The 24,643-nt window shown below is 75.0% G+C and carries 28 protein-coding genes; 18 read left to right on the forward strand and 10 right to left on the reverse strand.

All coding sequences use genetic code 11. From position 1 onward, the window contains the following. Positions 1-445: 445 nt before the first annotated feature. Positions 446-727: a GlsB/YeaQ/YmgE family stress response membrane protein gene (locus QC029_RS11380; RefSeq protein WP_093659358.1), complete on the reverse strand. Its 282-nt coding sequence runs from the start codon at positions 725-727 to the stop codon at positions 446-448. A gap of 814 nt (positions 728-1,541) precedes the next feature. Here QC029_RS11380 and QC029_RS11390 point away from each other — a divergent pair. The 5 genes from QC029_RS11390 to QC029_RS11410 all read left to right on the forward strand — a co-directional run bounded on the left by QC029_RS11390 (position 1,542) and on the right by QC029_RS11410 (position 4,577). Continuing rightward, positions 1,542-1,967: a VOC family protein gene (locus tag QC029_RS11390; RefSeq protein WP_279555442.1), complete on the forward strand. Its 426-nt coding sequence runs from the start codon at positions 1,542-1,544 to the stop codon at positions 1,965-1,967. A gap of 127 nt (positions 1,968-2,094) precedes the next feature. Further along, complete coding sequence (locus QC029_RS11395) at positions 2,095-3,489, forward strand: FAD-binding oxidoreductase (protein WP_279555445.1); 1,395 nt, start codon at positions 2,095-2,097, stop codon at positions 3,487-3,489. 7 nt (positions 3,490-3,496) lie between these two features. Continuing rightward, on the forward strand, positions 3,497-3,976 hold the full coding sequence (locus tag QC029_RS31085) for a hypothetical protein (protein ID WP_336621578.1): 480 nt from the start codon (positions 3,497-3,499) through the stop codon (positions 3,974-3,976). A 68-nt stretch (positions 3,977-4,044) separates the two neighbouring features. Next, a complete protein-coding gene (locus QC029_RS11405) occupies positions 4,045-4,431 on the forward strand; it encodes a GNAT family N-acetyltransferase (protein WP_279555447.1) in 387 nt (128 codons plus the stop codon). After that, positions 4,374-4,577, forward strand: a complete 204-nt coding sequence (locus QC029_RS11410; protein WP_279555448.1) for a GNAT family N-acetyltransferase — start codon at positions 4,374-4,376, stop codon at positions 4,575-4,577. Before QC029_RS11405 ends, QC029_RS11410 begins: the two co-directional genes overlap by 58 nt. Positions 4,578-4,929: 352 nt before the next feature. Here QC029_RS11410 and QC029_RS11415 read toward each other — a convergent pair whose 3' ends face one another. Then, positions 4,930-5,313, reverse strand: a complete 384-nt coding sequence (locus tag QC029_RS11415) for a helix-turn-helix transcriptional regulator (RefSeq protein WP_279555449.1) — start codon at positions 5,311-5,313, stop codon at positions 4,930-4,932. A 135-nt stretch (positions 5,314-5,448) separates the two neighbouring features. Here QC029_RS11415 and QC029_RS11420 point away from each other — a divergent pair, with 135 nt between their 5' ends. From QC029_RS11420 to QC029_RS11430, 3 genes are all read left to right on the forward strand, one after another. Next, positions 5,449-5,886 (forward strand): DUF6153 family protein, encoded by a 438-nt coding sequence (locus QC029_RS11420; protein ID WP_279555450.1) that lies wholly within the window; start codon positions 5,449-5,451, stop codon positions 5,884-5,886. Positions 5,887-5,996: 110 nt separating this feature from the next. Beyond that, positions 5,997-6,644 carry a DUF305 domain-containing protein gene (locus tag QC029_RS11425; protein WP_279555451.1) on the forward strand — a complete coding sequence of 216 codons (648 nt, stop codon included), beginning with the start codon at positions 5,997-5,999 and terminating at the stop codon, positions 6,642-6,644. Positions 6,645-6,841: 197 nt separating this feature from the next. Further along, a complete protein-coding gene (locus tag QC029_RS11430) occupies positions 6,842-7,249 on the forward strand; it encodes a four-helix bundle copper-binding protein (protein WP_279555452.1) in 408 nt (135 codons plus the stop codon). A 189-nt stretch (positions 7,250-7,438) separates the two neighbouring features. On the opposite strand, the gene QC029_RS11435 is transcribed toward QC029_RS11430, so the two are convergent. The 3 genes from QC029_RS11435 to QC029_RS11445 form a co-directional block, all read right to left on the reverse strand. Continuing rightward, positions 7,439-8,443, reverse strand: coding sequence for a potassium channel family protein (locus tag QC029_RS11435; protein WP_279555453.1), 1,005 nt, complete (start codon positions 8,441-8,443; stop codon positions 7,439-7,441). After that, positions 8,440-9,669, reverse strand: a complete 1,230-nt coding sequence (locus QC029_RS11440) for a cation:proton antiporter (protein ID WP_279555454.1) — start codon at positions 9,667-9,669, stop codon at positions 8,440-8,442. Before QC029_RS11440 ends, QC029_RS11435 begins: the two co-directional genes overlap by 4 nt. Before the next feature lie 359 nt (positions 9,670-10,028). Next, on the reverse strand, positions 10,029-10,988 hold the full coding sequence (locus QC029_RS11445) for a hypothetical protein (RefSeq protein WP_279555456.1): 960 nt from the start codon (positions 10,986-10,988) through the stop codon (positions 10,029-10,031). A gap of 177 nt (positions 10,989-11,165) precedes the next feature. On the opposite strand from QC029_RS11445, the gene QC029_RS11450 reads away from it, so the two are divergent. The 3 genes from QC029_RS11450 (at position 11,166) to QC029_RS11460 (ending at position 14,625) form a co-directional block, all read left to right on the forward strand. Further along, positions 11,166-11,447: a heavy-metal-associated domain-containing protein gene (locus tag QC029_RS11450; RefSeq protein ID WP_279555458.1), complete on the forward strand. Its 282-nt coding sequence runs from the start codon at positions 11,166-11,168 to the stop codon at positions 11,445-11,447. Positions 11,448-11,514: 67 nt separating this feature from the next. Continuing rightward, the gene (locus QC029_RS11455; protein ID WP_279555459.1) at positions 11,515-13,794 is read left to right on the forward strand and encodes a cation-translocating P-type ATPase; all 2,280 of its coding nucleotides are present in this window, start codon (positions 11,515-11,517) and stop codon (positions 13,792-13,794) included. Between the two features lie 669 nt (positions 13,795-14,463). Further along, entirely contained in the window at positions 14,464-14,625 is a 162-nt protein-coding gene (locus QC029_RS11460) for a hypothetical protein (RefSeq protein WP_279555461.1), read from the forward strand. Between the two features lie 295 nt (positions 14,626-14,920). Here QC029_RS11460 and QC029_RS11465 read toward each other — a convergent pair whose 3' ends face one another. The 5 genes from QC029_RS11465 to QC029_RS11485 form a co-directional block, all read right to left on the reverse strand. Next, positions 14,921-15,373, reverse strand: coding sequence for a hypothetical protein (locus QC029_RS11465; RefSeq protein WP_279555462.1), 453 nt, complete (start codon positions 15,371-15,373; stop codon positions 14,921-14,923). A gap of 98 nt (positions 15,374-15,471) precedes the next feature. After that, positions 15,472-16,002 (reverse strand): DUF421 domain-containing protein, encoded by a 531-nt coding sequence (locus tag QC029_RS11470; RefSeq protein ID WP_279555463.1) that lies wholly within the window; start codon positions 16,000-16,002, stop codon positions 15,472-15,474. A 92-nt stretch (positions 16,003-16,094) separates the two neighbouring features. Then, positions 16,095-16,340: a hypothetical protein gene (locus QC029_RS11475; protein WP_279555465.1), complete on the reverse strand. Its 246-nt coding sequence runs from the start codon at positions 16,338-16,340 to the stop codon at positions 16,095-16,097. Continuing rightward, the gene (locus QC029_RS11480; protein ID WP_279555467.1) at positions 16,337-16,753 is read right to left on the reverse strand and encodes a DUF1622 domain-containing protein; all 417 of its coding nucleotides are present in this window, start codon (positions 16,751-16,753) and stop codon (positions 16,337-16,339) included. Before QC029_RS11480 ends, QC029_RS11475 begins: the two co-directional genes overlap by 4 nt. A gap of 343 nt (positions 16,754-17,096) precedes the next feature. After that, positions 17,097-17,978 carry a phosphotriesterase-related protein gene (locus tag QC029_RS11485; RefSeq protein WP_279555468.1) on the reverse strand — a complete coding sequence of 294 codons (882 nt, stop codon included), beginning with the start codon at positions 17,976-17,978 and terminating at the stop codon, positions 17,097-17,099. Positions 17,979-18,143: 165 nt separating this feature from the next. On the opposite strand from QC029_RS11485, the gene QC029_RS11490 reads away from it, so the two are divergent. From QC029_RS11490 to QC029_RS11520, 7 genes are all read left to right on the forward strand, one after another. Then, positions 18,144-18,737 (forward strand): TetR/AcrR family transcriptional regulator, encoded by a 594-nt coding sequence (locus QC029_RS11490; RefSeq protein ID WP_279555470.1) that lies wholly within the window; start codon positions 18,144-18,146, stop codon positions 18,735-18,737. A gap of 145 nt (positions 18,738-18,882) precedes the next feature. Further along, a complete protein-coding gene (locus QC029_RS11495) occupies positions 18,883-20,100 on the forward strand; it encodes an acyl-CoA dehydrogenase family protein (protein WP_279555472.1) in 1,218 nt (405 codons plus the stop codon). After that, positions 20,097-20,963, forward strand: coding sequence for an SDR family NAD(P)-dependent oxidoreductase (locus QC029_RS11500; protein WP_279555473.1), 867 nt, complete (start codon positions 20,097-20,099; stop codon positions 20,961-20,963). The genes QC029_RS11495 and QC029_RS11500 overlap by 4 nt, the downstream gene beginning before the upstream one ends. Further along, the gene (locus tag QC029_RS11505) at positions 20,960-21,712 is read left to right on the forward strand and encodes an SDR family oxidoreductase (RefSeq protein WP_279555474.1); all 753 of its coding nucleotides are present in this window, start codon (positions 20,960-20,962) and stop codon (positions 21,710-21,712) included. Before QC029_RS11500 ends, QC029_RS11505 begins: the two co-directional genes overlap by 4 nt. A gap of 1 nt (position 21,713) precedes the next feature. Then, positions 21,714-22,817: a phosphotransferase family protein gene (locus QC029_RS11510; RefSeq protein ID WP_279555475.1), complete on the forward strand. Its 1,104-nt coding sequence runs from the start codon at positions 21,714-21,716 to the stop codon at positions 22,815-22,817. Positions 22,818-22,891: 74 nt separating this feature from the next. Next, positions 22,892-23,551: a histidine phosphatase family protein gene (locus QC029_RS11515; protein ID WP_279555476.1), complete on the forward strand. Its 660-nt coding sequence runs from the start codon at positions 22,892-22,894 to the stop codon at positions 23,549-23,551. A gap of 51 nt (positions 23,552-23,602) precedes the next feature. Further along, positions 23,603-24,577 (forward strand): NADPH:quinone oxidoreductase family protein, encoded by a 975-nt coding sequence (locus QC029_RS11520; protein WP_279555477.1) that lies wholly within the window; start codon positions 23,603-23,605, stop codon positions 24,575-24,577. Positions 24,578-24,643 lie beyond the last annotated feature (66 nt).

Genomic DNA, 24,643 nt, shown 5'->3' on the forward strand with positions numbered 1-24,643 from the left:
ACCCGATGCGCCACCGGCCCGGCAGGCTGCGGGCCGCCCCGGCCGCCTCACCGCGAACCCGCGCGCCCACGGGCACCGCGACGGCCGCCGCCGTGGACGCCCTCGGGCGCACCGTCCGCCGCGTCGTCCGCACCGTCCGGCAGGGCGGCCTCCCGACCGTCCCTCCCGCCTCCGCGGCACCGGCTCCACCGACCGGCGGCGCGCCGGACCGGGGAGAAGGCGGCCGGGCCTCCTCCGGCCCGCTCCGCGGCCTCCCCCATCGGCACGACGGCACGCCTCACCCCCGGCGGTCCACTCTGGTGAGGGGACCGCCGGGGGTGGATTCCGAATCGCCCGCGAGACGGCCGACGGGGCCGGTTCGAAGGGCGCGGCGTACCACGCCGGCCGGTCGGTGCGGCGACAGGTGGTCACCGACCACCGCATGTCCGGGTACCCGGCGTCCGGGTCAGGCGTGGACGTGGCGTCGGTTGCCGCGGCCGGTCACGGCCCGGTAGATGGCGAGAACGATGACCGAGCCGATGATGGCGGCGATCCAGGTGGAGAGGTCGAAGAATCCGTCGATCGAGTCGACGCCGAATATCACCTTTCCGAGGAAACCGCCGAGAAGGCCGCCCACGATACCGATCAGCATCGTGACGAGGATGCCGCCGGGGTCCTTGCCCGGCATGAGGGCTTTGGCGATCGCTCCGGCGAGCAGACCGATGAGAATCCACGCGATGATGCCCATGTCTGGGTACCTCCTTGTCGTCTTCGAAGAAACGCATTGCCATGAACGCAACACCCAAACAAGGTAATTTTCCGGAGTGCTCGAAAACGGCGCGGAACAGCGGATTCACCGCCCCGGCCCGCCCCGCCGGCCGCCTGCGACGAGCGGTCGCGCGGAGTCCTCCCCGAGCCGTCGGCCGGAGTCGTCCACGAGCACGACGGACCGCCGCTGCGGATCACCGGCCGGTCCCGGGGCCTCGCCGTGGCTCCGCGCGACATCGGGCCGCGCGGCTCCGGACCGGAGCGCATGGTCCTGCGGCAGCGCGACTTCTTCGCCGAGTACGGGATGCCGGCGCCAGTGGCGCACCCAAGCACACGACGTGCCGGGGGATCTGACGAGCCGTCCGCGAGTGACCGGGGTCGTCCCCGGGAAGAGGGAGGAGGCGCTGGTCGCAGCGGTGTCCGGGATCGCGGCGGACCCGGTGGTGCCGGGCGGCGTCGTCCTGCGCCGCGTGGCTGGTCGTCCGGCCGGGCACCGGTTTCGCCGGGTGGCGGGGCGGTTCGACGCTGCCCGGGTGGCGGGGCCGCGGGATCCGCCGGCCCTGGTGGGCCGCCCGGGTCCGGCTCGCCGCGGCGCACGGCGTGAGCCACCCGCACGTCGACGCCCCGCCCGACAGCGCGCCGATCCCGCGCCGCGGCGGGTTCCGCGCGGTGACCACCACCACGCCGTACGTGTGGGCGCCCGCGTGACCCGCCGCCCCGGCCGCCTGCCCCGTACCGCGCCGGAGGCCCCGGTGACCCCGGCGCCCGGCCCCGCGGTCTGCGAGCATCGGAGGATGGCAGACGACACTCAACCGGACATCGGCGCCATCGTCATCGACTCCGAGGACCCCGAGCGGCTGGCGGCGTTCTGGTCGGAGCTCCTGGGACGGCCGATCGCGGCGAGGACGGGCCCGTACGTGTGGCTCGCGCGCCGCGGCGGCCCGGTCCTGGGCTTCCAGAGGGCCGCCACGCCGAAGACGGGCAAGAACCGCGTCCACGTCGACGTCACCTCGCCCGACCCGGTCGCCGAACGGCGGCGGATCGAGGCGCTGGGCGGCCGGTGGCTGCCGCGGTACGCGGAGGAGGGGGGCTTCCTCGTCATGGCCGACCCCGAGGGGAACGAGTTCTGCGTCATCCCCCGCGGCTCCTTCGATCTCGACGACGAGGGCCGCGCGAGCTATCTGGACGGCCGCGGCGCCCCTCCTCCCCCGCCCGCCTGACCCGCCGCCCCCTCCCCGCCCGGCCACACCGGGCACCGGCCGCCGACGACGTGCGGGCGCGCCCCGCCCCGCCCGGGACTACCGTGGAAGACGAGGTCCGACCGGTGCCCCGACGAAGGGGGGCGGCATGGCGTCCCACGGAACGTCCCACGCAGTGGGCGAGAGGGCCCTCACCGACTTCCGCACCGGCTTCTCGGGCGGTGTGATCACCCCCGGCGACGCGTCCTACGACGAGGCCCGCACGGTCTTCAACGCGATGATCGACCGGCGCCCCGCCGTCATCGCCCAGTGCGAGACGGAGCGGGACGTCGCCGGGGCGATCCGGTTCGGGCGGGAGAACGGCCTGGAGATCGCGGTCCGCGGCGGCGGGCACGGCGTCGCGGGCACGGCCCTGTCCGAGGGCGGCCTCGTCGTCGACCTGCGGCGCATGCACACGGTGACGGTCGATCCCGGGGGCCGCACCGCGCGGGTCGGCGGCGGCGCCGTCATGAGCCATCTGGACCGGGCCACCGAGCCGTACGGCCTGGCGACGACCGGCGGCCGGGTGTCCACCACCGGGCTGGGCGGGTTCGTGCTCGGCGGCGGGGCGGGCTGGCTGGACCGCAAGTTCGGCCTGGCCTGCGACAACCTGCTGTCCGTCGAGCTGGTGACCGCAGACGGCCGCACCGTGCGCGCGAGCGGGGACGAGAACCCGGAGCTGTTCTGGGCCCTCCACGGGGGCGGCGGCAACTTCGGCGTGGCCACCTCGTTCACCCTGCGGCTGCACCCCCTGCCGGTGATGACCGCGGCCCTGCTGATGTGGCCGCCCGACGCGGGTCCCGAAGTGGCCCGCGTCTACCGCGACTTCACCGAGTCCGCCCCGGACGAGGTCGGCGGGGGGCTGATCTACCTCACCGGTCCGCCCGAGGAGTTCGTGCCCGAGGACATGGTCGGAAGGCTCTGCTGCGCGGTGCTGATCACGTACGCGGGCGGGATGCAGGAGATGCGCGACGTGGCCGAGCCCGTGCTCGACCTCGACCACGACGCCGAGATGATCACCGAGCTGTCCTACGCCGACCTCCAGTGCATGCTCGACGATCCGCCCGGCTACCGGAACTACTGGTCCGCGGAGTACCTCGCCTCCCTCCCGGACCCGGCCGTGGACGCCTTCTGCGCCCGCGCCGACGACCTGCTCGTGCCCTCCCCCTCCCAGCACGTGCTGTTCCCCCAGGGCGGCGCGGTCGCGCGGGGGCCGGCGGAGTACCCCGTCCCCTGGCGCCGTGCGCCGTGGGTGGCGCACCCCTTCGGCCTGTGGGAGGACCCGGCCGACGACGAACGCGTCAGGCGGTGGGCCCACGACGTCCGCGCCGACGTCGCGCCCTGGTCGATCGGCGCCGTCTACCTCAACTTCATCGGGAACGAGGGCGAGGACCGCGTCGTCGCGGGGTTCGGTCCCGAGAACTACCGGCGGCTGGCCGCGGTCAAGGGCGAGTACGACCCCGGCAACGTCTTCCGGCTCAACCACAACGTCAGGCCCGGCTGACGCCGCCGTGACGCCGGGCCGCTTCACCGCGGCCCTGCGCTCGGTCGAGGCGGACGGAGGTCACCCCTCCTTCCGCGGCGACCCGGCGTGCGACACCATGCCCGCCTGGACGCTGCCGACCGCCGCTGCCCGGGAGCCGTTCCGCGAGGCGGCCGGAGCCGACGACGCGATCTGGGCGCGCGGGCGCGGCTGGGCGCTGTGCCTCGGCCTCACCGCCCTGCACTCCTACCGCGTCACCAGTCCCGTACTCGCCGACGTCGGCCGGCGGGCGGTCGAAGAGGTCCTCGCCGACCGCGAGTTCGCCGTCTGGCGCCCGGCGCGGGACGGCGGTGGACGCGGCCCCGGCGCGACGGCGTCCTCGCCGTGGAGGCGGTATCAGGCCGCCGTCCGACCGGTGCCTGACCGGTGCCTGGCCGGTGTCCGGCCGGGAGCCGGTGGCCCGGAGGCGGGCGAGGGCGCCGTCACGGCGGGCCGGTCACCCGATTGAACGCGGTGTCCGCCCGTGCTGTCAGTGGCGGTCCGCGAACCCCGGTCATGGAACACGGAGGCCCTCCCATGGTGCTCGGAGACCTGGTGAAGCTGCGGGCCATGGGTCCGCCGGACGCCGAGGCGCTGTGGCGGTGGAACCACGACCCCGACGTGATGCGCTGGATGGACGAGGACTACGCACAGCCGCTCGCTCTGACCGTGAGGTGGCTCGAGGAGCGGCAGCGCAACGCGTACGGCGACGTGCTCTTCGGGATCGAGGCGCTCGCGGACGGGGAGCTGGTCGGCCTGGTCCGGCTGCACGGCGCCGAGCCGGAGACCGGCTGCGCCGACCTCGACATCTACCTCGGCGAGAAGGCGAGAAGGAGTGCTGGGGGCGCGGCTACGCCACCGACGCGATGCGGACGGCCTGCCGCTACGGCTTCGAGCGGATGCGGCTGCACAGGATCTCGCTGACCGTCGTCGCCGGGAACCACGCCGCCCGCCGCGTCTACGAGAAGGTCGGTTTCGTGGAGGAGGGCAGGCTGCGGGAGTCCTTCCGGCGCGACGGCCGCTGGTACGACAAGGTCGTGATGGGGCTGCTGGAGGGCGAACTCCGTTAGCGGGCCGCGCGGGCTGTTCCCGCCCCGGCACCGCTCCGCCGGCGACCCGTGACGCACGTCACGGGAAATGCTCCTATGGGGTGGAATGTCGGGGATGGTCGGCCGGTTGTACCCATCGCGGGTGCCGGTGGGCGGGACAGTGTCCCCGGGCCTCACCCATCGCCTGTGGGGAAGATCGTTCGGCTGAAGCCCCTCAGCGCCCCTCGCCGCGAAGGCGACCGCCGTCCACCGGCACCCGCGCACAGACCGGCGCCGGCCAGGCTCCCCCCCGTCCTGGCCGGCGCCTCCCCATGCCCCCGCACCCCGGCCGCCGACCCCTCCGGAACACCGGACGGCCCGGAACACCGGACGGTCAGCCCCCGGAACCGGCGGGCGGTCGGGCTCCGGCCGAGGCGAGGAACCGCCCCATGGCGGCGAGCACCGACGGCTCGACGCGGTAGTAGACCCAGGTGCCGCGCCGCTCGGAGGTGAGCAGCCCGGCCTCGCGGAGCTTCTTCAGGTGGTGGCTGACGGTGGGCTGGGAGACGCCCACGTCGGAGATGTCGCACACGCACGCCTCGCCGCCCGCGTGCGAGGCGACCGCGGAGAACAGCCGCAGCCGCACCGGATCGCCCAGCGCCTTGAACATCGCGGCGGTCCGCTCGGCCTCCTCGGCCGTCAGCGGGCGCTCGGTCAGCGGCGGGCAGCACGGCACCGCGTTCTCGTCCAGGACCGGCAGCGCCTTCGCGTTCGACATACGCCTATGTTGACATATGTCGAATCAGCCGGGCCAGACCGCGTGGCTCACACACCCGCCCCCGCCGGACGCGCGCCCCTCGGTCCGCCGTGCCACCGTGCCGCCGCGCCGGTGGCGGGCCCGTAGAATGCCCGCGTGAACCGGCGACCGCATCCCCCGGCCCGCCCCCACGGGGCGCGGACCCGCCTGATGCTGCTGGTTCTGGCCGTACTGGCCGGGCTGGTGGCCATGCACGGCCTGGGCCCGGCCGGCCCGTCGGACACCGCCCGCGCCCTGCCCGCGACGGGCCACGCGATGCCCGGGCCCACCGCCGCGCCCGGCGTCCCCGGCGCCTTCGCCGGTTCCGGGGACGGCGCCTGCGCCCACTCCGGTCACGGGACCGGCGGGCACCTGGACCACGCCGACACCACCTGCGCGGCCGGCGGTACGTCCGGCGCACCGCCCCTGCCGACGCTCCTCCCCGCCGCCACCGCCCCGGCGACCGCGCAGGCCGCCCTCCGGCGGGCACCCGCGGACCCCCCGGGCAGCCGCTCTCCCCCGTCGCTGAGCGAGCTGCAACTCCTGCTCATATAGGCGCACCGCCCCGCACCGCCGCCCCTCCGGGGGCCGGCCGCCGTGCCTCCGCGTGCCCTTCACCCGCCTCGCCCGCCGAGGCCCCCTCCCACAGCAGGAGTCGTATCACCATGACCGCACACCGTTCCGCCCCGCGCCGCGCCGCCGTCCTGGCCGCCGCCGCGACGACCGCCGCCGTCCTGGCCGCCTGCGGCACCCAGGACGCCTCCACCGGCCACTCCGGCCACGACGGCAGGTCCGCGCCGAGCGCCTCCGCCCCGGCCTCGGCGGGCTCCCACAACGCCGCCGACGTCTCCTTCGCGCAGGGGATGATCCCCCACCACCGGCAGGCGGTGGTGATGGCCGAACTGGCCGGGACCCGGGCGTCCTCGCCCGAGGTGAAGGCCCTGGCGGCCGAGATCGAGAAGGCCCAGGCCCCGGAGATCGAGACCCTGTCCGGATGGCTGGAGTCCTGGGGCGAGCCGGTGCCCCCGGAGACGGAGGGCATGGCCGAGGCGGACCACTCCGGCCACGGCTCCCACGGGATGCCCGGGATGATGGGCCCGCAGGAGATGGCCGAGCTGGAGAGGTCCTCCGGCGAGGCGTTCGACACCGCCTTCCTCACGATGATGGTCGAGCACCACGAGGGCGCGGTGGCCATGGCCGAGGACGAGAGGGAGAACGGCTCCTACGGTCCGGCCACGTCCATGGCGGACGACATCATCGCCACCCAGAACGCCGAGATCGGGAAGATGAACAGGCTGCTCGGCCGGGAGTAGGGCCGGCGCACGGAGACCGGGGCCCGCCTGGAGCAGGTCCCGGTTTCCGGTTTATGCACCGCTTTCGGGTGTTACCCGGTCGGACGAACCGCGGGCCTCCCGCCTGCCCGGGACCGGTCCGCCCGCGGACCGAACGGAAGACCGAGAACCCGGAAGACCCGGAAGACCGGGAAGAACCGAGAGAAGGGGTGACCACCATGACGACGATGGTCAGCGAGATGCTGCGTACCTACCCGGCCGATCTCGGCGGTGTGGACCGCGAGGCCATGGAGCGCTGCATCTCCGAGTGCTTCGACTGCTCGCAGGCGTGCACGGCGTGCGCGGACGCCTGCCTGTCGGAGGACATGGTCGCCGAGCTGCGCAAGTGCATCCGCACCAACATGGACTGCGCGGACATCTGCGAGGCCACCGGCAAGATCCTCTCCCGGCACACCGGCTACGACGCCAACATCACCCGCACCCAGCTCCAGGCCTGCGCCATGGTCTGCAAGTCCTGCGCGGACGAGTGCGAGCGCCACGCCGACATGCACGAGCACTGCCGCGTGTGCGCCGAGGCCTGCCGCCGCTGCGAGCAGGCCTGCAACGAACTCCTGGCGACCCTCTGAGGCACGCCCCGGAGCGCCGCCGGCAGCGCGGCACCCCGTACCGCCCCGGCCCCGCGGCCGGGGCGGTACGCGTACGGGGCGGTACGCGTACGGGGCGGTACGCGTACGGGCGGGGCCGGCCGGCGCCCGGCGGCCCCGAAGGCGCCCGCCGGGGACGCGCCCCCGCCCCGGGAACCGGCGGGTGACGCCTCAGGCCCTGTCGTCGCGCCACCCGTCGCTGTCCAGGAACCCCTGCACGGTGCGCCGCCGCCGGGCGTGCTCCCGGACAGCGACGGCGTACCGCTCCTCGTCGACCACGGGGACGCCCGCCCGCCGCAGCACCGACAGCGGGGGCGCGGGACGTTCGCGCTCGGCCCGGCTGAAGAACTGGCCGCGCAGGGTGTCCAGCACCTGGTCCAGGGCGGACCCCAGGGGCCCGGTGGCCGCCGGGTCGGGTCGGGCCTCGGGGGCCGCGCCGGAGCGCAGCAGCAGCAGGGTGTCGTCGAGGGCGGCGACGGCCAGGGCGGGGGCCTTGTGGCGCGAGGACGAGTGGAAGAAGTGGACGACCGGGTAGGCCAGGTGCTGCTCGCCCAGGCGCAGCAGCGGGGCGGTCAGGGAGACCAGGTGCTGGTTGAACATGGAGCTGAAGCCGTTCCCGGTCCACCCCCCGGCGACGATGCCGGAGGCGTCCTTGCCCAGGGCGTGGATCTGCTCGGCCAGCACGCGTTTGTGGACCACCGCCTGGACCACCTGCACCAGGTAGGTGATGGAGAGGGTGACCAGGAACAGCCCGGACAGGGCGGCGAAGGTGGTGGCCACCTGGGCCCAGGTGGTGCCGGGAACGTAGTCGCCGGTGCCCAGGGTGAAGACCGTGTAGCCGGTGAAGTACACCCGCGCCCAGCCGTCGGCGGGCACGGAGGCGCGGGAGGTGACCACGGCCGCGTCGTGGGAGGCGAACACCAGCCACCATCCGGCCCACAGCAGCGCCGTCCAGGTCAGGAAGGTGGCCAGCAGGGTGCACGTCCCGCTCCACTCCAGCAGCCGCGCCCCGCGCGGCGCCCGGGCCTGGACGGCCAGGAGCGCCCGCCACACCCCCTTGGCCACCCGGCCGCTGACCGGGCCGGTGCCCGTGACCATCGACAGCGAGGTGACCACCGCGTCGGCCAGCGCCAGGATCACCAGGGCGCAGCCGGCGAGCGCAGCCGCCGGGCTCACCGCGCCGCCTCCCGGTCCCGGTCCCGCTGCCCGGCCCTGGCGTAGAGGGCCAGGCCGGGGGCGGTGGTGACGCCGTGCGCGAGGGTGCTGGCGGCGATGACCAGCGTCCCGGCGGCCAGCACCACCGGATCGGCGCCGAGCCGGTGGGCCTCCATGGTCAGGTAGAACAGGGCCGAGACGCCGACGGGGCCGAACCAGCCCATGAAGACGACGTCCCGCCAGGCCAGGGAGAGCGGGCGCTTCAGCGCGAGCAGGACCGGCAGCCGGCGCAGCAGCAGGACCCCCAGGACCAGCAGGGCGCCGCGCCACCAGCCCAGCTCGCCCCACTCCCGCCAGGGGATCATGGCCCCGAACACCGCGAACAGCGGCAGGACGAGGAAGCGGTTGACCGCCTCGTCGTTCTTGTCCTCGTCGGCGCGCTCGCTGACCGAGCTCGTCGCGTTGAAGGCCAGTCCGCTCACGAAGACGGCGAGGACGCCGTCGAGGCGCATCAGCCCGGCCGCCCCGAGCACGAAGAGGGCCAGCAGCAGGGTGTACACGAGCAGGGGGCCGGACTGGACGGTCCTGTGCCTCTCGGCGGTGCGCAGCGCCTTTCCTCCCAGCGCGCCCGCCGCCGCTCCGAAGACGACCGCGCCCAGCACCTGCCACAGGGACTCCAGCAGCGCGTCGCCGCCGCTCAGGGTCCCGGCGATCGCCACCGCGGCGAGCACCAGGGGCAGGGCGAGTCCGTCGTTGGCGCCCGACTCCAGGGAGAGCAGCTGCCGGGTCCGGGCGGCGACCCCCTTCTCCGCCGGTTCACCGGTGACCACGCTGGAGGCGAGCACCGGGTCGGTGGGGCACAGGGCCGCGCCCAGCAGTGCCGCCGCGCCGAGGCCGACCCCGAGGACGACGGCCGACAGCGCCGTGGTGATCAGCGCCATGCCCAGCATGGCCACCACCAGCAGGACGGTCAGCGGCTTCACCCCCGACCGCACGTCGCGGAACGGATAGCGCAGGGCGATCGCCATCACCGAGACCGCCAGCAGCAGACGTGACGCCTCGTGCAGTTCCGCGTGCCCCTCCACCACGGTGGGCAGATCGAGGACGCCCAGCACCTCCGGGCCGAAGACGACCCCGGTCAGCAGAGCCAGCAGCGGGCCGCTCAGCGGGGCCCGCTGGATGCGTACGGAGAGGGCGGCGATCACCAGCGCCAAGGCGGCGGTGACGGTCAGGAGTTTGTCCAGCATGCCCGTGCGGCTGCCCTTGCGGGACACCGTCATGCACGGGCGGCCGTCGGGGACCCCCGACGGCCGAAGGCATCCGGGCGCCGGGGGCGGCCGGGACAGACGGGGGGCAGTCGGGGGGAGCCCGGGGGCAATTCGGAAGCAGTTCGGGGGCAGTTCGGGGGCAGTCCGGGAGCAGGGCACCGTCATCTCGGCCCGCCGCGCGGGTCACGCCCCGGTCCGGACAGCCGGGGACTCGGCGACGCCGCGGGTGTGGTGGGGGGTGGTCGTCGCGAGGGATGCGCCCTCCGGTCCCCTCCCGTCCGGCCCGCCCGCGAACCCCCTCACCGCCCTCCGGCCGACCGGCCGGAGGGCGGGGCCGGTCAGTGCCCGTGGGGGCCGCTCTCCTCGTGGTCCGTGCCGCCGCCGACCTCCTTCCGCCCGGCCTCGGCCGGGCCGCCGGCGGTGACGGTGAAGGCGGCGGTGCGGACCTCGCCGTCGTGCTTGAAGTCCAGGAAGAGGCGGTAGGAGCCGGCGCTGGGCGCGGTGGCGGTGAAGGAGACGGTGGGGCCGGGCTCGGTGGCGCCGTCGCCGGGCCCGCCGCCCGGGTGGACGTGGAGGTAGGCGAGGTCGCCGGCGCGCAGGGCCACCAGGTGGCCGTAGGCGCCGAGGTAGGGCTCCAGGTCGGTGACCGGGCGGCCGTCCTTGGAGACCTTCAGGTCGAGGGTCCCGGCCGCGCCCGGCCGCAGCGCGCCGTCGAGGGTGACGGTGTAGCCGTCGACGGTGGCGGTGCGGGACGGTTCGGGGAGCTTCCCGGGCTCGTACGTGCCGGAGACGGCGAGGTCCGCGCCCAGGGTGACGCCCTCGGCGCCCCGGGCGGCGGGGGTGAAGTCGGCGAAGACCCGGTAGTCGCCGGCGGCGGGGAGCTTCACCGGGGTGCTCCAGGTGCCGTCGGCCGCCCGCTGCGGGTGCAGGTGGCGGTAGGTGGTCAGGTCCCGGGAGACCAGGATCAGGTGGAGCTGCTCGCCGTGCTCGGTGCGGTACGCGGTGACCGGCCGCCCGGCCTCGTCCCGGACGGTGAAGCTCAGGTCCGCCCGCCGTCCGGCGGTGACGCGGGGGGTGGCCAGGTCGAGGGTGTAGCCGCCCTCGGATATCCGCAGGCCGCCCGCCGGCGTCTCCCCGTGACCGCCCTCCCGCTCCCGCGCGCCGCCGTCGGCGTCGGCGTGCGCCGCGCGGGCGGGTTCCGGGACGACGGGGTCCACCGCGTTCCCCACTCCGTAGGCGGCCCCGAAGACGGCCGCGAGCGCGGCGGTGAACGCGGTGATCTTCGATGCGGTGTTCATGACGTTCTCCTCGATGTGTCTGCCTGCACGGGCCGCGACACCTCCACCATATACCCCCCACCGGTATAGGAAGCCTCTTCGCCGGGACTTGCCGAAAAATACGGGGAGGGGGTATACATGACGGCATCGCCGATACCCCCTAGGGGTATCATGAGGATCTCTCCCGGAGGAAGAACCATGTCGTCCTGCTGCACCCCCGGCGGAAGCCGCTCGACCGCCGCCGCCCGGACCACGGCCGCCGAGGGCACCACCACGGTCTACGCGGTCGCGGGCATGACCTGCGGCCACTGCGCGGCCACGCTCACCGAGGCCGTCGGCGGACTCGACGGCGTGCTCTCCGTCGAGGTCGACCTCGCCGCCGGCCACGTCGGCGTCACCACCGAGGGCGCGCCCGACGACGCCCGGATCGCCGAGGCCGTCGGCGAGGCCGGATACGAACTCACCGGCCGGGCCGCCTGATCCCTTCCCCCGTACGTGCCGGGCCCCTGCGCGGCGGCCCGGCGCCCGCCCCTCCCGAGGAGCAGTGATGACCACCACCGTCGGCACGGACACCGAGGTCGAACTCGCCATCGGCGGCATGACCTGCGCCTCCTGCGCCGCCCGCATCGAGAAGAAGCTCAACCGCATGGACGGGGTGAGCGCCACCGTCAACTACGCCACCGAGAAGGCCAGGGTCGCCTTCGGCGAGGGCGTGACCGTCGACGACCTGATCGCCACGGTCGAGAAGACCGGCTACACCGCCGCACCCCCCGCCCCCGAGCGCGGGACCACCGGCGGCGGCGCCGGCGAGACGGCTCCCGCCGCGGACGAGGGGGACGAGCTGCGACCGCTGCGGCAGCGGCTGACCACCGCCGTGGTCCTGGCCGTACCCGTCATCGCGCTGGCCATGGTCCCGGCCTGGCAGTTCGAGTACTGGCAGTGGCTGTCGCTGACCCTGGCCGCCCCCGTGGTCACCTACGCCGCCTGGCCCTTCCACCGCGCGGCATGGACCAACGCCCGGCACGGCGCGGCCACCATGGACACCCTGGTCTCGGTGGGCACTTCGGCCGCTTTCCTGTGGTCGCTGTGGGCGCTGTTCCTCGGCACGGCCGGCACCCCCGGCATGACCCACCCCTTCGAGCTGACCATCGAACGCACCGACGGCGCGGGCAACATCTACCTGGAGGCCGCCGCCGGGGTCACCGCCTTCATCCTGGCCGGCCGCTACTTCGAGGCCCGCTCCAAGCGCAAGGCCGGCGCCGCCCTGCGCACCCTCCTGGAACTGGGCGCCAAGGAGGTCACCGTCCTGCGCGAGGGAGGCCGCGAAGAGCGCGTCCCCATCGCGCGGCTGGCCGTCGGGACGCGCTTCGTGGTCCGCCCCGGCGAGAAGATCGCCACCGACGGCACCGTCGTCGAGGGCTCCTCGGCCGTGGACGCCTCGATGCTGACCGGCGAGTCCGTCCCCGTCGAGGTCGGCGTGGGCGACACGGTCACCGGCGCCACCCTCAACGCCGGAGGCCGCCTGGTCGTCGAGGCCACCCGCGTCGGCTCCGACACCCAGCTCGCCCGGATGGCCAGGCTGGTCGAGGACGCGCAGAACGGCAAGGCCGCCGCCCAGCGCCTGGCCGACCGCATCTCCGGCGTCTTCGTCCCCGTCGTCATCGCCCTCGCGCTGGGCACGCTCGGCTTCTGGCTCGGCAACGGTGCGGGCCTCACCGCCGCCTTCACCGCCGCCGTGGCCGTACTGATCATCGCCTGCCCCTGCGCCCTGGGCCTGGCCACCCCCACCGCGCTGATGGTCGGCACCGGACGCGGCGCCCAGCTCGGCATCCTCATCAAGGGGCCGGAGGTACTGGAGACCACCCGCAAGGTCGACACCGTCGTCCTGGACAAGACCGGCACCGTCACCACCGGCCGGATGACCCTGCTCGCCGTCCGCACCGCCGACGGCGAGGACGAGGCCGAGGTGCTGCGCCTGGCCGGCGCCCTGGAGCACGCCTCCGAGCACCCCGTCGCCCGGGCGATCGCGGCGGGCGCCGCCGAGAAGGTCGGCGTCCTGCCCGCCGTGGAGGACTTCGCGGGCATCGCCGGACTCGGCGTCCAGGGCATCGTCGACGGCCACGCCGTCCTCGTCGGCCGGACCGGGCTGCTGGCCGAATGGGCCATCGGGCTGCCTCCCGGCCTCGCCCGCGCCAAGGCCGAGGCCGAGGCACGGGGACGCACCGCCGTCGCCGTCGCCTGGGACGGAGCCGCCCGCGCCGTCCTGGAGGTGGCCGACGCGGTGAAGGAGACCAGCGCCGAGGCCGTCCGCGACCTGCGCGCCCTGGGACTCACCCCGGTACTGCTGACCGGCGACAACCAAGCGGTGGCCCAGGCGGTGGCCCACGAGATCGGCCTGAACCTCCCCGGCGACCAGGTCATCGCCGAGGTCATGCCCGAGGACAAGGTGAACGCCGTCAAACGCCTCCAGACCGAGGGCCGCAGCGTCGCCATGATCGGCGACGGCGTCAACGACGCCGCCGCCCTCGCCCAGGCCGACCTCGGCCTCGCCATGGGCACGGGCACGGACGCGGCCATCGAGGCCGCCGACCTCACCCTGGTCCGGGGCGACCTGCGAACCGCCGCGGACGCCATCCGCCTCGCACGCCGCACCCTGGGCACCATCAAGTCCAACCTCTTCTGGGCCTTCGGCTACAACGTCGCCGCCCTCCCCCTGGCCGCCGCCGGACTCCTCAACCCGATGATCGCCGGCGCGGCGATGGCCTTCTCCTCCGTCTTCGTCGTCACCAACAGCCTCCGCCTGCGCACCTTCCGCACGCGGAGCTGACGGCCGCCTCCCGGGTGGCCGGGCCTGCGCCGGGACCACCGTGCGGCGCGCGGCACGCCCCGTCGGCCGCTCCGGAGTCCTACAGGTGTTCGCTTCCGGTACGGAGGAGCGCCGTCACCTCACCCGAGGGGGTGGTGTCAGGCCATCGATGGCGTACTCCGGCGTTCTGACGGAGCGTCAGCGGAAATCCGGTCCCGCAGGAAGCCGCGACGGCGGGCCGCACGAAGGAGAGGAGAAACCCATGAGGACAGCCGACTTGGGTGACCGCGCCGCTCATCGGGGCCGCCGCATCCCACGGCAGCGCCGTGGGCCCGGCGGGCCACCCGCCGCCGCCTGCACGCTCCGGCGGGAGCGGGAACACCATCAGGGACCCCGGCCCCGGCTCCGCCGAGCCGAGATGTAGGAGGACCGCGAGGCAGGACGAACACGAACACGAACACGAGCGACAAGCCTCCCCCGAGGACGCGGGCGGGGTCCGGACCACCGGGCCCCGCCCGCACGCGTGCGCCACGGGCTCCGGTCGGTTCCGTCCCCGCCGTCCGTGTCCCGGGCCGGGCATCCCGGTGAAGGCAGCATGTCCCCGTCGGCCATCGGCCTCCCCGTCCCCTACGCTGACGCGCGCAGGACTTTCCGTATCGCCTGCGGACGCGGCCCGTGGAGGTTGACGGCATGGACGGCTACACGAAGTGGGTGGCGAGGGTGGCGGCGACGGCCGGGGCGGTCGCCGCCCTCGCCGGGGCATGGGCCGCCGTCGCCGGTGCGGTGGCGGCCACCCACGGGGCGAGGGCCGCGCGGAGGGCCGCCGAGGGGAAGCACGCCGCCAGGCCCTGATCCGGGCCGGGCGGGGTTCCCCACGCCCGCCGTCGGATCCCTCGGCTCGTCGGCCGGGCGGTACGCGGGCCCGCCCGGCGGCGGCACGCGGCCCGCGCGGGTACACGCCGGGCGCGGGGGAGGACGGCGGTGGACGTGCTCGGGCCCCTGGTCACCGACCGGCCCTGGGGCCGGGACCCGGCGGCCCGCCGCGCGATCCGGTCGGCGTGTCACGCGCCGGCGCGGCCGGTGGCGGAACGGGCCCGGCACAGGGCGGCGGGAGGTGGGGTCTCGTCGCGGGTGCGCGGCACGCCGTTCACCCGGCCTCCCCCCGGGCCCCGCGGCGCGCCCGGAACAGCAGGAGCAGGCTCACGGCGGCCAGCGCGACGAGCACGATGCCCATGACGACCTCGTTGGTCCGGGCGGTTTCGGGGGTGACGTCCGGTCCGCCGTAGTCGATCAGGGCGGGCGCGACCAGCAGCCAGACGCCGAGGGCGAGGACGATCAGGTCCGACAGCCACCCGCGCGGGCGCACCATCCGGGCGCCCGCGGTGAGCAGCACCACGATGCCCACGCCGGTCTCGTTGCGCTGGGCGTCCACCGCCGCGTCGTTGAAGGGATAGCCGAGGATCCACGCCGCCAGGAGCAGCCAGACGCCGGCCAGGACCATCAGCGGGGTCACGAGCCGGTTCCGCACCCCCGAGGGGTCGGACAGGAGCGGGGCCTCCCGGGCGGACGCCGATCCGCGGGGAGAGGAGTGACGGGCCACGGGAACTCCTTAGGGGTTCGTGCCGACCATCTTGATGGCGTTCGCGGGGGTCCGCGATGTACGCACCTCCATCCCGGTCCCTTCGGATCCGTCCCGGGTCACCCGTCCCGCCGCGGCCGGACCGCCCCCTCGACGTCCAGCAGTGAGCTGCCCGAGCCGACCTGGGAACGGGGGAGCACGCTGAACTTGCCGTCGGTCTCCAGCACCACGGCGGCGACGTCCTCGACCGCGCCGATCCCCTGGGAGCGGATCGCCTGGCGCACCTCGCTCGCCGTGACCCGCTGCCGCTCCATCGCCTCGGCGAGCATGTTCCCGTCGCTCAGCAGCAGGGTCGGCTCGGCCTTGATCAGCCGCCGGTAGCGGCGGGAGCGCACCGCCGTCCAGGCGTTGGCGAACTGGAGGGTCACCAGCAGGGCCAGCGCGATCACCCCCTCGGCGAGGGAGACGGTCGCGTTGAGCAGGATGGTGGCCAGCGTCGAGCCCAGGGCGACGGTGACCACCAGGTCGAAGGCGTTCATCTTCGCCAGCGTGCGTTTGCCCGACAGCCGCACCGCCGTGATCAGGGCCGCGTAGGCGCACGCGGCCATGACGGTCACGCGCAGGAGGTCGTATCCGGTGTCGAAGAACATCGGGCACGACTACCCGGCGGCCCGGTCCCGCAACGTGCCCGCCCCCTGCTGTGACCCGGTCGATATCCGCGCGGCGCCTCCCGCCGGCGCGGTCAGTGCGGATGCGAGGCGCGCAGGCCCGTGGCGACGAGCCTGCGGACGGCGATCACGGCGGCGGCCGCCGCGATGGTGTCCCAGCTCGGCTCGCCGGCCAGCCGCAGCAGCCCCGCCGCGGTCAGGAAGTCCAGGAGGACGGCCAGCGCGGGCATCGGCCTCCGTGCGGCCGCGAGCACCACCGCGCCGGCGACCAGCCCGAAGGCGGTGGTGACGAGGGCGGCCAGGTGCAGGACGGCGGTCACGCCGGTCCCGCCGGGGCGCGGGAGCCGTCCGCCTCCTTGCGGCGTTCGCGTTCGATCTCGGCGCGCTCGTTCGCGATCTCCCGGCTGAGGAAGAAGTTCAGGGCGGTACGGATCGCCGCGATCGCGGCGAGCTGCCCGATCTCGGTGAAGCTCGGCGCGACGGCCGTGCGCAGTACGTCCCCGGCCAGCTGGAACTCCAGGCCGAGCGCCAGGAAACGCCCCAGGGTGAGCCGGATCCTGTTGAACCTGCGGTCGGGGCCGCCCCCGCGCACCATGGTCAGCAGGAAGCGGCCGAAGGCCCAGACGGCGCCCACGAAGATGATCAGGGCGCCGGCCGCCTCCACCAGTCTCACCAGGAGGTCGACCGCGTCGCGCAGCAAGGACTCGGGCAGCACTTCGGCGGATGTCGTCATGATCCGCGAGTACCCCGACCCGCCCGCCCATGGCACCGGGGGCGATGTGATGCGGTTCACCCGGTCCGAGGGGGAATGTCGGGGATGGCCGGCCGGTTGTACCCATCGCGGGTGCCGGTGGGCGGGACAGTGTCCCCGGGCCTCACCCATCGCCTGCGGGGAAGATCGTTCGGCTGAAGCCCCTCAGTGCCCCTCGCCGCGAAGGCGACCGCCGTCCACCGGCACCCGCGCACAGACCGGCGCCGGCCAGGCTCCCCCCCGTCCTGGCCGGCGCCTCCCCATGCCCCGCACCCCCGGCCGCCGACCCCCTCCGGAACACCGGAGAGCCCGGAACACCGGACGGTCAGCCCCCGGAACCGGCGGGCCCGTCGGCGGTCCCGAAGAGGCGGCGCGGGTTGCCGGTGAGCATCGCGGTGATCCGCTCCTCGGTCACGCCGCGCTCCCGTACGCAGGGCAGCGCCTCCTGGCCGATGCGCAGGTGGTGCCACTGCGGGAGGAAGGCCATGACGTCCGGGGCGATCCAGTCGATGGAGCAGGCGGCGTCGGCGAGTTCGGCGAGGTGGTCGCAGTCGGCGGTGTCGCCGCTGTGGCCCAGGACGACACGGCAGGGATCGACGCCCCCCTCCTCGCACAGCACCCGCCTCACCTCCAGCCCGGTCCGGCTGCCGGGGTGGGTGCGCGCGGTGACGGGGACTCCGGTGCGATGGTGGGCCGCGGCGACGGCGCGCATCACGCGCTCGACGCCCGCCGTCATGCCCTGCTCGTCGATGGCGCACGTGAGCATGCCCACCCGCACCCCGGTGTCCGCGACGCCCTCGGTGACGTCGCGGACGAACATCTCCACCACGGGGTCGGGCACCTCGGCGCCCGGCGCCTGGTTCAGGGCCGGTCCGCGGCGGCGGAAGAAGAAGGAGACGTCGTCGTAGGTGTACGGCCCGGTGGCCACGACGATGTTCGGCTCGGGCACCCGCTCGGCCGTGCGCAGGACGCGGGGGACGTACCGGCCCAGCCCGACGACGGTGGGGCCGACGATCGCGCGCACGCCCGAGGCGGCCAGGGCGCGCGGTTTCTCCACCGCGTCGGCGACCCGCTCCTCCTCGCTCCCCCACTCCTCCGGGTGGTTGGCCCGGACGTCGGCGGTGAGCGCGGGGATGTGCTCGGGCACGGAGGCGCGGCCCAGCGCGGCCGTGTCGACGGGGCCGAGTGCGGTGTTCACCTGGATCATCGGGCACGGCTCCTCGCCGGCGGACGCGCGGGGCGGGGCCGCGGCGGCGGTGACCGCCGAGCACAGGCACCGTGTCGAGCGGTGATCAACAGATGCGCCGCCCCTTCCTCCACCCCGCCGGCCAGGCGTTTGTCGGGTTCCGGGCCGCGGGTTAGTGTCGCCCCCATGACCGCCGACCCCGTCCGCACCCGGGTGCGCCTGAGCGCCGAGGACCGCCGCGGGCAGCTGATCGGCATCGGGCTGAGGCTGCTGGTCACCCGCCCCATCCACGAGCTGTCGATCCACGAGGTGGCCGCCGAGGCCGGCATCTCGCGCGGCCTGCTGTTCCACTACTTCCCGACCAAGCGCGACTACTACGTCGCGGTGGTCCGGGCCGCCGGGCAGCGGTTGCTGGGCCACACCCGCCTGCCCGAGGAGGGCGGGCCCGAGGAGCGGGTGCGCGCCGTCGTCGAGGGCTTCACCGGCTTCGTACGGCGCCGCCGCGCCAACTACGTGGCCCTGGTGCGCGCCGGGGCGGGCGGGGACGAGTTGGTGGTGGAGGTCTTCGAGGGCATCCGCGCCACGCTGGCCGAGCGGATCCTGACGGCGCTGGGCGAGCCGTCCCCCGACCCGCTGGTACGGCTGGCGGTGCGCGGCTGGCTGGCCATGGCGGAGGAGATGGCGATCGAGGCCGGGGACGAGGTCGCGACCGGAGAGCTGGTCGGCTTCCTCGTGGACGGTCTCGGCCGGCTGCTCGCGCCGCTCACCCCGCCGCGCTGACGTTCCGGCGCCCGCCCGGGGCCGGGAGTGATCCGGGCCACCCCGCTCCCCCGCTATTGAGTACCGCTCAGTACGTTGGCTACGCTCGCCGTCACAGCGACACCGACCCGGGCGCCCCCGGGCGCATCCGAGCAAGGAGCCGGTCGTGGACTTCGCCCACTCGCGGCGGGCGCGGGAGTACATCGAGCGCGTCGCCGCATTCGTCGACACCGAGATCGTCCCCCGCGAACGCGAGTACCTCGACGCCCTGCGCGGCCGGGCCGACCGGTGGGCGGTCCCGCCGCTGATGGGGGAGCTCAAGGCCAGGGCCCGCGAACAGGGCCTGTGGAACCTCTTCCTGTCCGACGAGCGGTACGGCCCCGGCCTGAGCGTGTCGGAGTACGCACCGCTGGCCGAGCTGATGGGCCGCTCCCTCATCGCGCCCGAGGTGTTCAACTGCAACGCCCCCGACACCGGCAACGCCGAGGTCCTGCTGCACCACGGCAGCGACGAGCAGCGCGAGCGGTGGCTGGAGCCCCTGCTGGACGGGCGCGTCCGCTCGGCGTTCTGCATGACCGAACCGGGGGTCGCCTCCTCGGACGCCACCACCATGGAGGCCACCGCCGTCCTGGACGGGGACGAGGTGGTGGTCGACGGGCGCAAGTGGTGGAGCACCGGGATCGGGCATCCCGACTGCCGGTTCGTCGTCTTCATGGGGCTGACGGACCCCGGCGCCCACCGCCACCGCAGGCACTCGATGGTGCTGGTGCCCCTCGACGCACCCGGCGTGCGGATCGAGCGGATGCTGCCCGTCCTCGGCTACCTGGACGAGCCCTACGGCCACGGCGAGGTGTCCTTCACCGGTGTGCGCCTGCCGAGCAGCGCGATCATCGCCGGGCCCGGCCGCGGCTTCGAGATCGCCCAGGGCAGGCTGGGGCCCGGCCGCATCCACCACTGCATGCGCCTGATCGGAATGGCCGAGCGCGCCCTGGAACTGGCCTGCCGCCGCGCGACCGGGCGCGTCGCGTTCGGCAAGCCGCTGGCCAACCTCGGCGGCAACCGGGAGCGCATCGCCCGGGCCCGCATCGCGATCGACCAGGCCCGCCTGCAGGTCCTGCACACCGCCTGGCTGCTGGACACCGCCGGACCGCTGGGCGCCGTCGGGCAGCTCTCCCAGGTCAAGGCGGCCGTCCCCGCCATGGCGCAGGAGATCGTCGACACGGCCATCCAGCTGCACGGCGGCGCCGGACTGTCCGACGACACCCCGCTGGCCGGTTTCCTGGCCGCCGCCCGGGCGCTGCGGCTGGCCGACGGCCCCGACGAGGTGCACCTGGGCGTCGTCGCGAAGCTGGAACTCTCCAAGTACCACGAGGAGCGGCCGTGAACACGAGCACGGGAACCCGGGTGCTGGTCACCGGCGCCGCCTCCGGCCTGGGCCGGGCGATCGCCGCGCACTACGCGGCGGCCGGCTGCCGGGTGCTGGTCACCGATCTGGCCGAGCCCGCCGCACCGCCGGCGGGCGAGGTCTCCTGGCACCGGCTGGACGTGCGCTCCGATGAGGAGTGGGCCGCGGTCCGCGACTGGTGCGAGGAGCACTGGGGCGGCCTGGACGTCCTGGTCAACAACGCGGGCGTCGCCGCGGCGGGGCGCGTGGAGCGGATCGAGGCCGCCGACTGGGACTGGATCCTGGACATCAACCTGGGCGGCGCCGTGCGCGGCTGCCGCGCCTTCGTCCCCCTCCTCAAGCGCCAGGGCGGCGGGCACATCGTCAACATCGCCTCGCTGGCGGGACTGATGAACCTGCCGGGGATGTCCTCCTACAACGTCTCCAAGGCCGCCGTGATCTCCCTGTCGGAGACCCTGCGCCACGAGCTGGCCCCCTGGGGCGTCCACACCACCGTGGTCTGCCCCGGCTTCGTGCCCACCGCCCTCGACACCGGCCTGCGCAGCCCCGACCCGGTCCTCGCCCACCAGGCCGCCCGCATGATCCGGCGCGGCACCGTCACCCCGGAGCAGGTCGCCGAGCAGGTCGCCGCGGCCGTCGCCGGGCGCCGCTTCCTGGTCCTCACCCACCCCGAGGGACGCCGGGCGGTGCGGATCAGGCGCCTGTGGCCCTCCCTGGTGGACCGGCGCATCGCCCGGATGTGGCGGCGCACCCGGGCGAAGCTGGAGGAGCAGGACGCCGCCGGCCCGACGCGGGATCCGGCACGGGGCACCGCGCACGACACACAGGAGCACACGGCATGAGCACCCGACGGAACATCCTCATCACCGGGGCCAGCGCCGGGCTGGGCGAGCGGATGGCCCACGAGTTCGCCGCCCGGGGGCGCAACCTCGCCCTGTGCGCACGCCGCACCGACCGCCTGGAGCGGCTGCGCGGGGAGCTGCTGGCCGCCCACCCCGGCATCACGGTCGCGGTGCGCGCGCTCGACGTCAACGACCACGACGCCGTCTTCGAGGTCTTCCGCGCCTTCCGCAGCGATCTGGGCTCCCTGGACCGGGTCGTCGTCAACGCCGGCCTCGGCAAGGGCCAGCCGATCGGCACCGGCCGCTTCGACGCCAACCTCCAGACCGCGCGGACCAACTTCACCGCCGCCCTCGCCCAGTGCGAGGCGGCCGTGGAGGCCTTCCGCGACCAGCGTGCCGGCCACCTGGTCGTCGTGTCCTCCATGAGCGCCATGCGCGGCCTGCCCCGCAACCTCACCGCGTACGCGGCCAGCAAGGCCGGCGTCGCCGCGCTCGCCGAGGGCATCCGCGCCGAGCTGCTGCGCACCCCGATCAAGGTCACCACCCTCTTCCCCGGCTACATCGCCTCCGAGATGAGCGGCTCCGCCGCCCGGACGCCGCTGATGGTCTCCACCGAGAAGGGGGTGCGCGCCATGGTGCGGGCCATCGAGGCCGAGCCCGCCAAGGCCAAGGTCCCCGCCTGGCCCTGGGTCCCCCTGGGCTTCGCCATGCGCCACCTGCCCCTGGGCGTCGTGGCGAGGATGAGCTGACGTGAGCGCCTCCCCCGCCTCCCCCGCCTCCCCCTCCCCCTCCCCCGCCTCCTCCGACGGGCGGCGCGCCGTACGCGCCGAGGACGCCTTCGACACCGCCCGGGTCGACGCCTGGCTCAAGGAGCGCCTGGACGGCCTCACCGGCACCCCCGAGGTCACCCAGTTCTCCGGCGGCGCCTCCAACCTCACCTATCTGCTGCGCTACCCCGGCGCCGAGCTGGTCCTGCGCCGTCCGCCGGCCGGCCGCAAGGCGTCCTCGGCGCACGACATGGCCCGCGAGTACCGCGTGCAGGAGCGGCTGCGGCCGGTCTTCCCGTACGTGCCCGCCGTCCGGGCCCTGTGCCGGGACCCGGAGGTCGCCGGCGGCGACTTCTACGTCATGGACCGCGTGCCCGGCCTGATCCTGCGCGGCCGCCTCCCCGAGGGGGTGACGCTGGACCGCGCGCGGGCGCGCCGGCTCTCGGAAACCTTCGTCGACACCCTCGCCGACCTGCACGGCGTCGACGCCGAGGCCGCCGGCCTGGGCGACCTGGGCAGGGGCACGGGCTACGTACGGCGCCAGGTGGAGGGCTGGACCCGCCGCTACGCCCAGGCCCGCACCTGGAACACGCCGCGCTTCGGCCGGGTGACCGCCTGGCTCGCGGACAACCGGCCCGAGGACGTGGCCACCTGTGTGATCCACAACGACTGGCGGCTGGACAACATCGTCCTGGACCCCGGCGACCTGCGCGTGACCGGCGTCCTGGACTGGGAGATGGCCACCCTCGGCGACCCGCTGATGGACCTCGGCGGCGCCCTCGCCTACTGGGTCCAGGCCGACGACGACCGGATGGCGCGCGCCACCCGCCGCCAGCCCAGCCATCTGCCCGGCATGCTCACCCGCGCCGAGATCGTCGAGCGCTACTGCGACCGCACCGGCCTGCCGGCGGACAACTGGGCCTTCTACGAGGTCTTCGGGCTGTTCCGGCTGGCCGCGATCGCCCAGCAGATCTACTACCGCTACCACCACGGGCAGACCCGCAACCCGGCGTTCCGGAACCTGTGGCTGGCGGTGAACTACCTGCACCGGCGCTGCCGCCGCGTCATCGCCCGGGCGGACCGCTGAACGGCGGTCCCCGACACCACCCCGACAGCATCCCGACAGCACCCCGGACAGCATCCCGGAAGCAGGAGGCAGCGATGCCGGTCATCCATCTGGTACGCCACGGTCAGGCGTCGTTCGGCGCCCGGACGGCACAGGGGTACGACGTGCTGTCGGACCTCGGCCGCAGACAGGCGGAGGCCGCCGGGGCCGAACTGGCCCGGCGCGCACCGCGCGACCCCGTCGTGGTCTGCGGCACCCTCAGCCGGCAGCGCGACACGGCCGGCATCATCGTCGAGGCCGCCGGCCTGACCGGGCCGCCGCGCACCGACCCGCGCTGGAACGAGTACGACCACCTCGACCTCCTCAGGCGTTACGGCGCCGCCCCCGCCGGGGCTCCCGCCGACTCGCGCTCCGTCCAGCCGCTGCTGGACCGCGCGCTGCTGGCGTGGATCGGCGACGCGGACGAGGGCGGCTGGCGGCGGTTCGCCTCCGGCGCCGCCGACGCGCTGCGGGAGCTGGCCGACGGGCTCGGGCCCGGGCGCGACGCGGTGGTGGTCACCTCCGGCGGGGTGCTGGCGGCCCTGTGCGGGGGCCTGCTGTCCGCGCCCCCGGCCGGCGTGGTGGCGCTGAACCGGGTGGCCGTCAACGCCGCGATCACCACCGTCGTCGCGGGCTCGTCCGGCATCAGCCTGCTGTCCTTCAACGACCACGCGCACGTCACCGGGGACCGGCGGGAGCTGCTCACCTACCGCTGATCCCGCCCCTCCCCGTCCACGGTCCACGCCTCCGGAAGGAACCCTCACCCCATGCGCGCAGTACAGGTGGTATCCCTCGACGGGCCCGGCGCCGTACGGGTCGCCGACGTCGACGCCCCGCGGCCGGGACCGGGCCAGGTGCTCATCGACGTCCACGCCGCGGGCGTCACCTATCCGGACGTCCTGCTGACCCGGGGGCAGTACCAGCTCAGGCCCGACCCGCCGTTCGTCCCCGGCTCGGAGGTGGCCGGCACCGTCCACAGCGCCCCCGGGGGCAGCGGTCTGGCGCCGGGCGACCGCGTGGCCGCCTTCCCCGGTTTCGGCGGTTTCGCCGAGCAGGTCGCCGCCGACCCGGCGGTCGTCTTCCCGCTGCCGGAGCGCCTGTCGTTCACGGCCGGCGCCGGGGTGCCGATGAACTGCCTGACGGTCCACTTCGCCCTGACCCGCCGGGGGCGGCTGCGCGCGGGCGAGACGGTGCTGGTGCACGGGGCGGCGGGCGGCGTGGGCACGGCGGCGGTGCAATTGGCGCGCGCCCTGGGCGCGCGGGTGATCGCGGTGGTCTCCACCGGCGCCAAGGCGGAGACCGCCCGCCGCGCCGGGGCCCACGAGACGGTACCGGTGGAGGGGTTCCGCCGGGCGGTGGCCGAACTGACCGGCGGGCGGGGCGTCGACGTCGTCGTCGACCCGGTCGGCGGGGACCGGTTCACCGACTCGCTGCGCAGCCTCGCTCCCGAGGGCCGCCTGCTGGTCATCGGTTTCACCGGCGGGGAGATCCCCACCGTCAAGGTCAACCGGCTGCTGCTGAACAACGTCGAGGTCGTCGGCGTCGGCTGGGGCGCGTTCTGGCTGCCCCGGCCGGAGTACCTGCGCGAGCAGTGGGACGAGATCCTGCCCCGCCTGGAGGACGGCGGACTCGACCCGCTGATCGGCTCGGTCCACCCCCTGGAGGGGGCCGCGGACGCGCTGCGCGAGCTCGACGGGCGCGGCGCGGCGGGCAAGGTCGTCCTGCGCGTACGGGAGGACTGAACGCGCGCCCGCCCGCGGGGGCGGGGCGCGGAACGGAGGCCGCCCCGGCCGGACGTGCGTCCGGCC

The organism is Streptomyces sp. DH37 (assembly GCF_029813835.1).
In the GTDB taxonomy this organism is placed as follows: Bacteria; Actinomycetota; Actinomycetes; order Streptomycetales; family Streptomycetaceae; genus Streptomyces.

Excerpts from the sequence above, each read along its gene's own strand:
- QC029_RS11380 (WP_093659358.1), bottom strand. The coding sequence starts at position 727 with ATGGGCATCATCGCGTGGATTCTCATCGGTCTGCTCGCCGGAGCGATC.
- QC029_RS11390 (WP_279555442.1), top strand. The coding sequence starts at position 1,542 with ATGGCAGACGACACTCAACCGGACATCGGCGCCATCGTCATCGACTCC.
- QC029_RS11395 (WP_279555445.1), top strand. The coding sequence starts at position 2,095 with ATGGCGTCCCACGGAACGTCCCACGCAGTGGGCGAGAGGGCCCTCACC.
- QC029_RS11405 (WP_279555447.1), top strand. The coding sequence starts at position 4,045 with ATGGTGCTCGGAGACCTGGTGAAGCTGCGGGCCATGGGTCCGCCGGAC.
- QC029_RS11410 (WP_279555448.1), top strand. The coding sequence starts at position 4,374 with ATGCGGACGGCCTGCCGCTACGGCTTCGAGCGGATGCGGCTGCACAGG.
- QC029_RS11415 (WP_279555449.1), bottom strand. The coding sequence starts at position 5,313 with ATGTCGAACGCGAAGGCGCTGCCGGTCCTGGACGAGAACGCGGTGCCG.
- QC029_RS11425 (WP_279555451.1), top strand. The coding sequence starts at position 5,997 with ATGACCGCACACCGTTCCGCCCCGCGCCGCGCCGCCGTCCTGGCCGCC.
- QC029_RS11430 (WP_279555452.1), top strand. The coding sequence starts at position 6,842 with ATGACGACGATGGTCAGCGAGATGCTGCGTACCTACCCGGCCGATCTC.
- QC029_RS11440 (WP_279555454.1), bottom strand. The coding sequence starts at position 9,669 with ATGCTGGACAAACTCCTGACCGTCACCGCCGCCTTGGCGCTGGTGATC.
- QC029_RS11445 (WP_279555456.1), bottom strand. The coding sequence starts at position 10,988 with ATGAACACCGCATCGAAGATCACCGCGTTCACCGCCGCGCTCGCGGCC.
- QC029_RS11450 (WP_279555458.1), top strand. The coding sequence starts at position 11,166 with ATGTCGTCCTGCTGCACCCCCGGCGGAAGCCGCTCGACCGCCGCCGCC.
- QC029_RS11455 (WP_279555459.1), top strand. The coding sequence starts at position 11,515 with ATGACCACCACCGTCGGCACGGACACCGAGGTCGAACTCGCCATCGGC.
- QC029_RS11460 (WP_279555461.1), top strand. The coding sequence starts at position 14,464 with ATGGACGGCTACACGAAGTGGGTGGCGAGGGTGGCGGCGACGGCCGGG.
- QC029_RS11470 (WP_279555463.1), bottom strand. The coding sequence starts at position 16,002 with ATGTTCTTCGACACCGGATACGACCTCCTGCGCGTGACCGTCATGGCC.
- QC029_RS11480 (WP_279555467.1), bottom strand. The coding sequence starts at position 16,753 with ATGACGACATCCGCCGAAGTGCTGCCCGAGTCCTTGCTGCGCGACGCG.
- QC029_RS11485 (WP_279555468.1), bottom strand. The coding sequence starts at position 17,978 with ATGATCCAGGTGAACACCGCACTCGGCCCCGTCGACACGGCCGCGCTG.
- QC029_RS11490 (WP_279555470.1), top strand. The coding sequence starts at position 18,144 with ATGACCGCCGACCCCGTCCGCACCCGGGTGCGCCTGAGCGCCGAGGAC.
- QC029_RS11505 (WP_279555474.1), top strand. The coding sequence starts at position 20,960 with ATGAGCACCCGACGGAACATCCTCATCACCGGGGCCAGCGCCGGGCTG.
- QC029_RS11515 (WP_279555476.1), top strand. The coding sequence starts at position 22,892 with ATGCCGGTCATCCATCTGGTACGCCACGGTCAGGCGTCGTTCGGCGCC.
- QC029_RS11520 (WP_279555477.1), top strand. The coding sequence starts at position 23,603 with ATGCGCGCAGTACAGGTGGTATCCCTCGACGGGCCCGGCGCCGTACGG.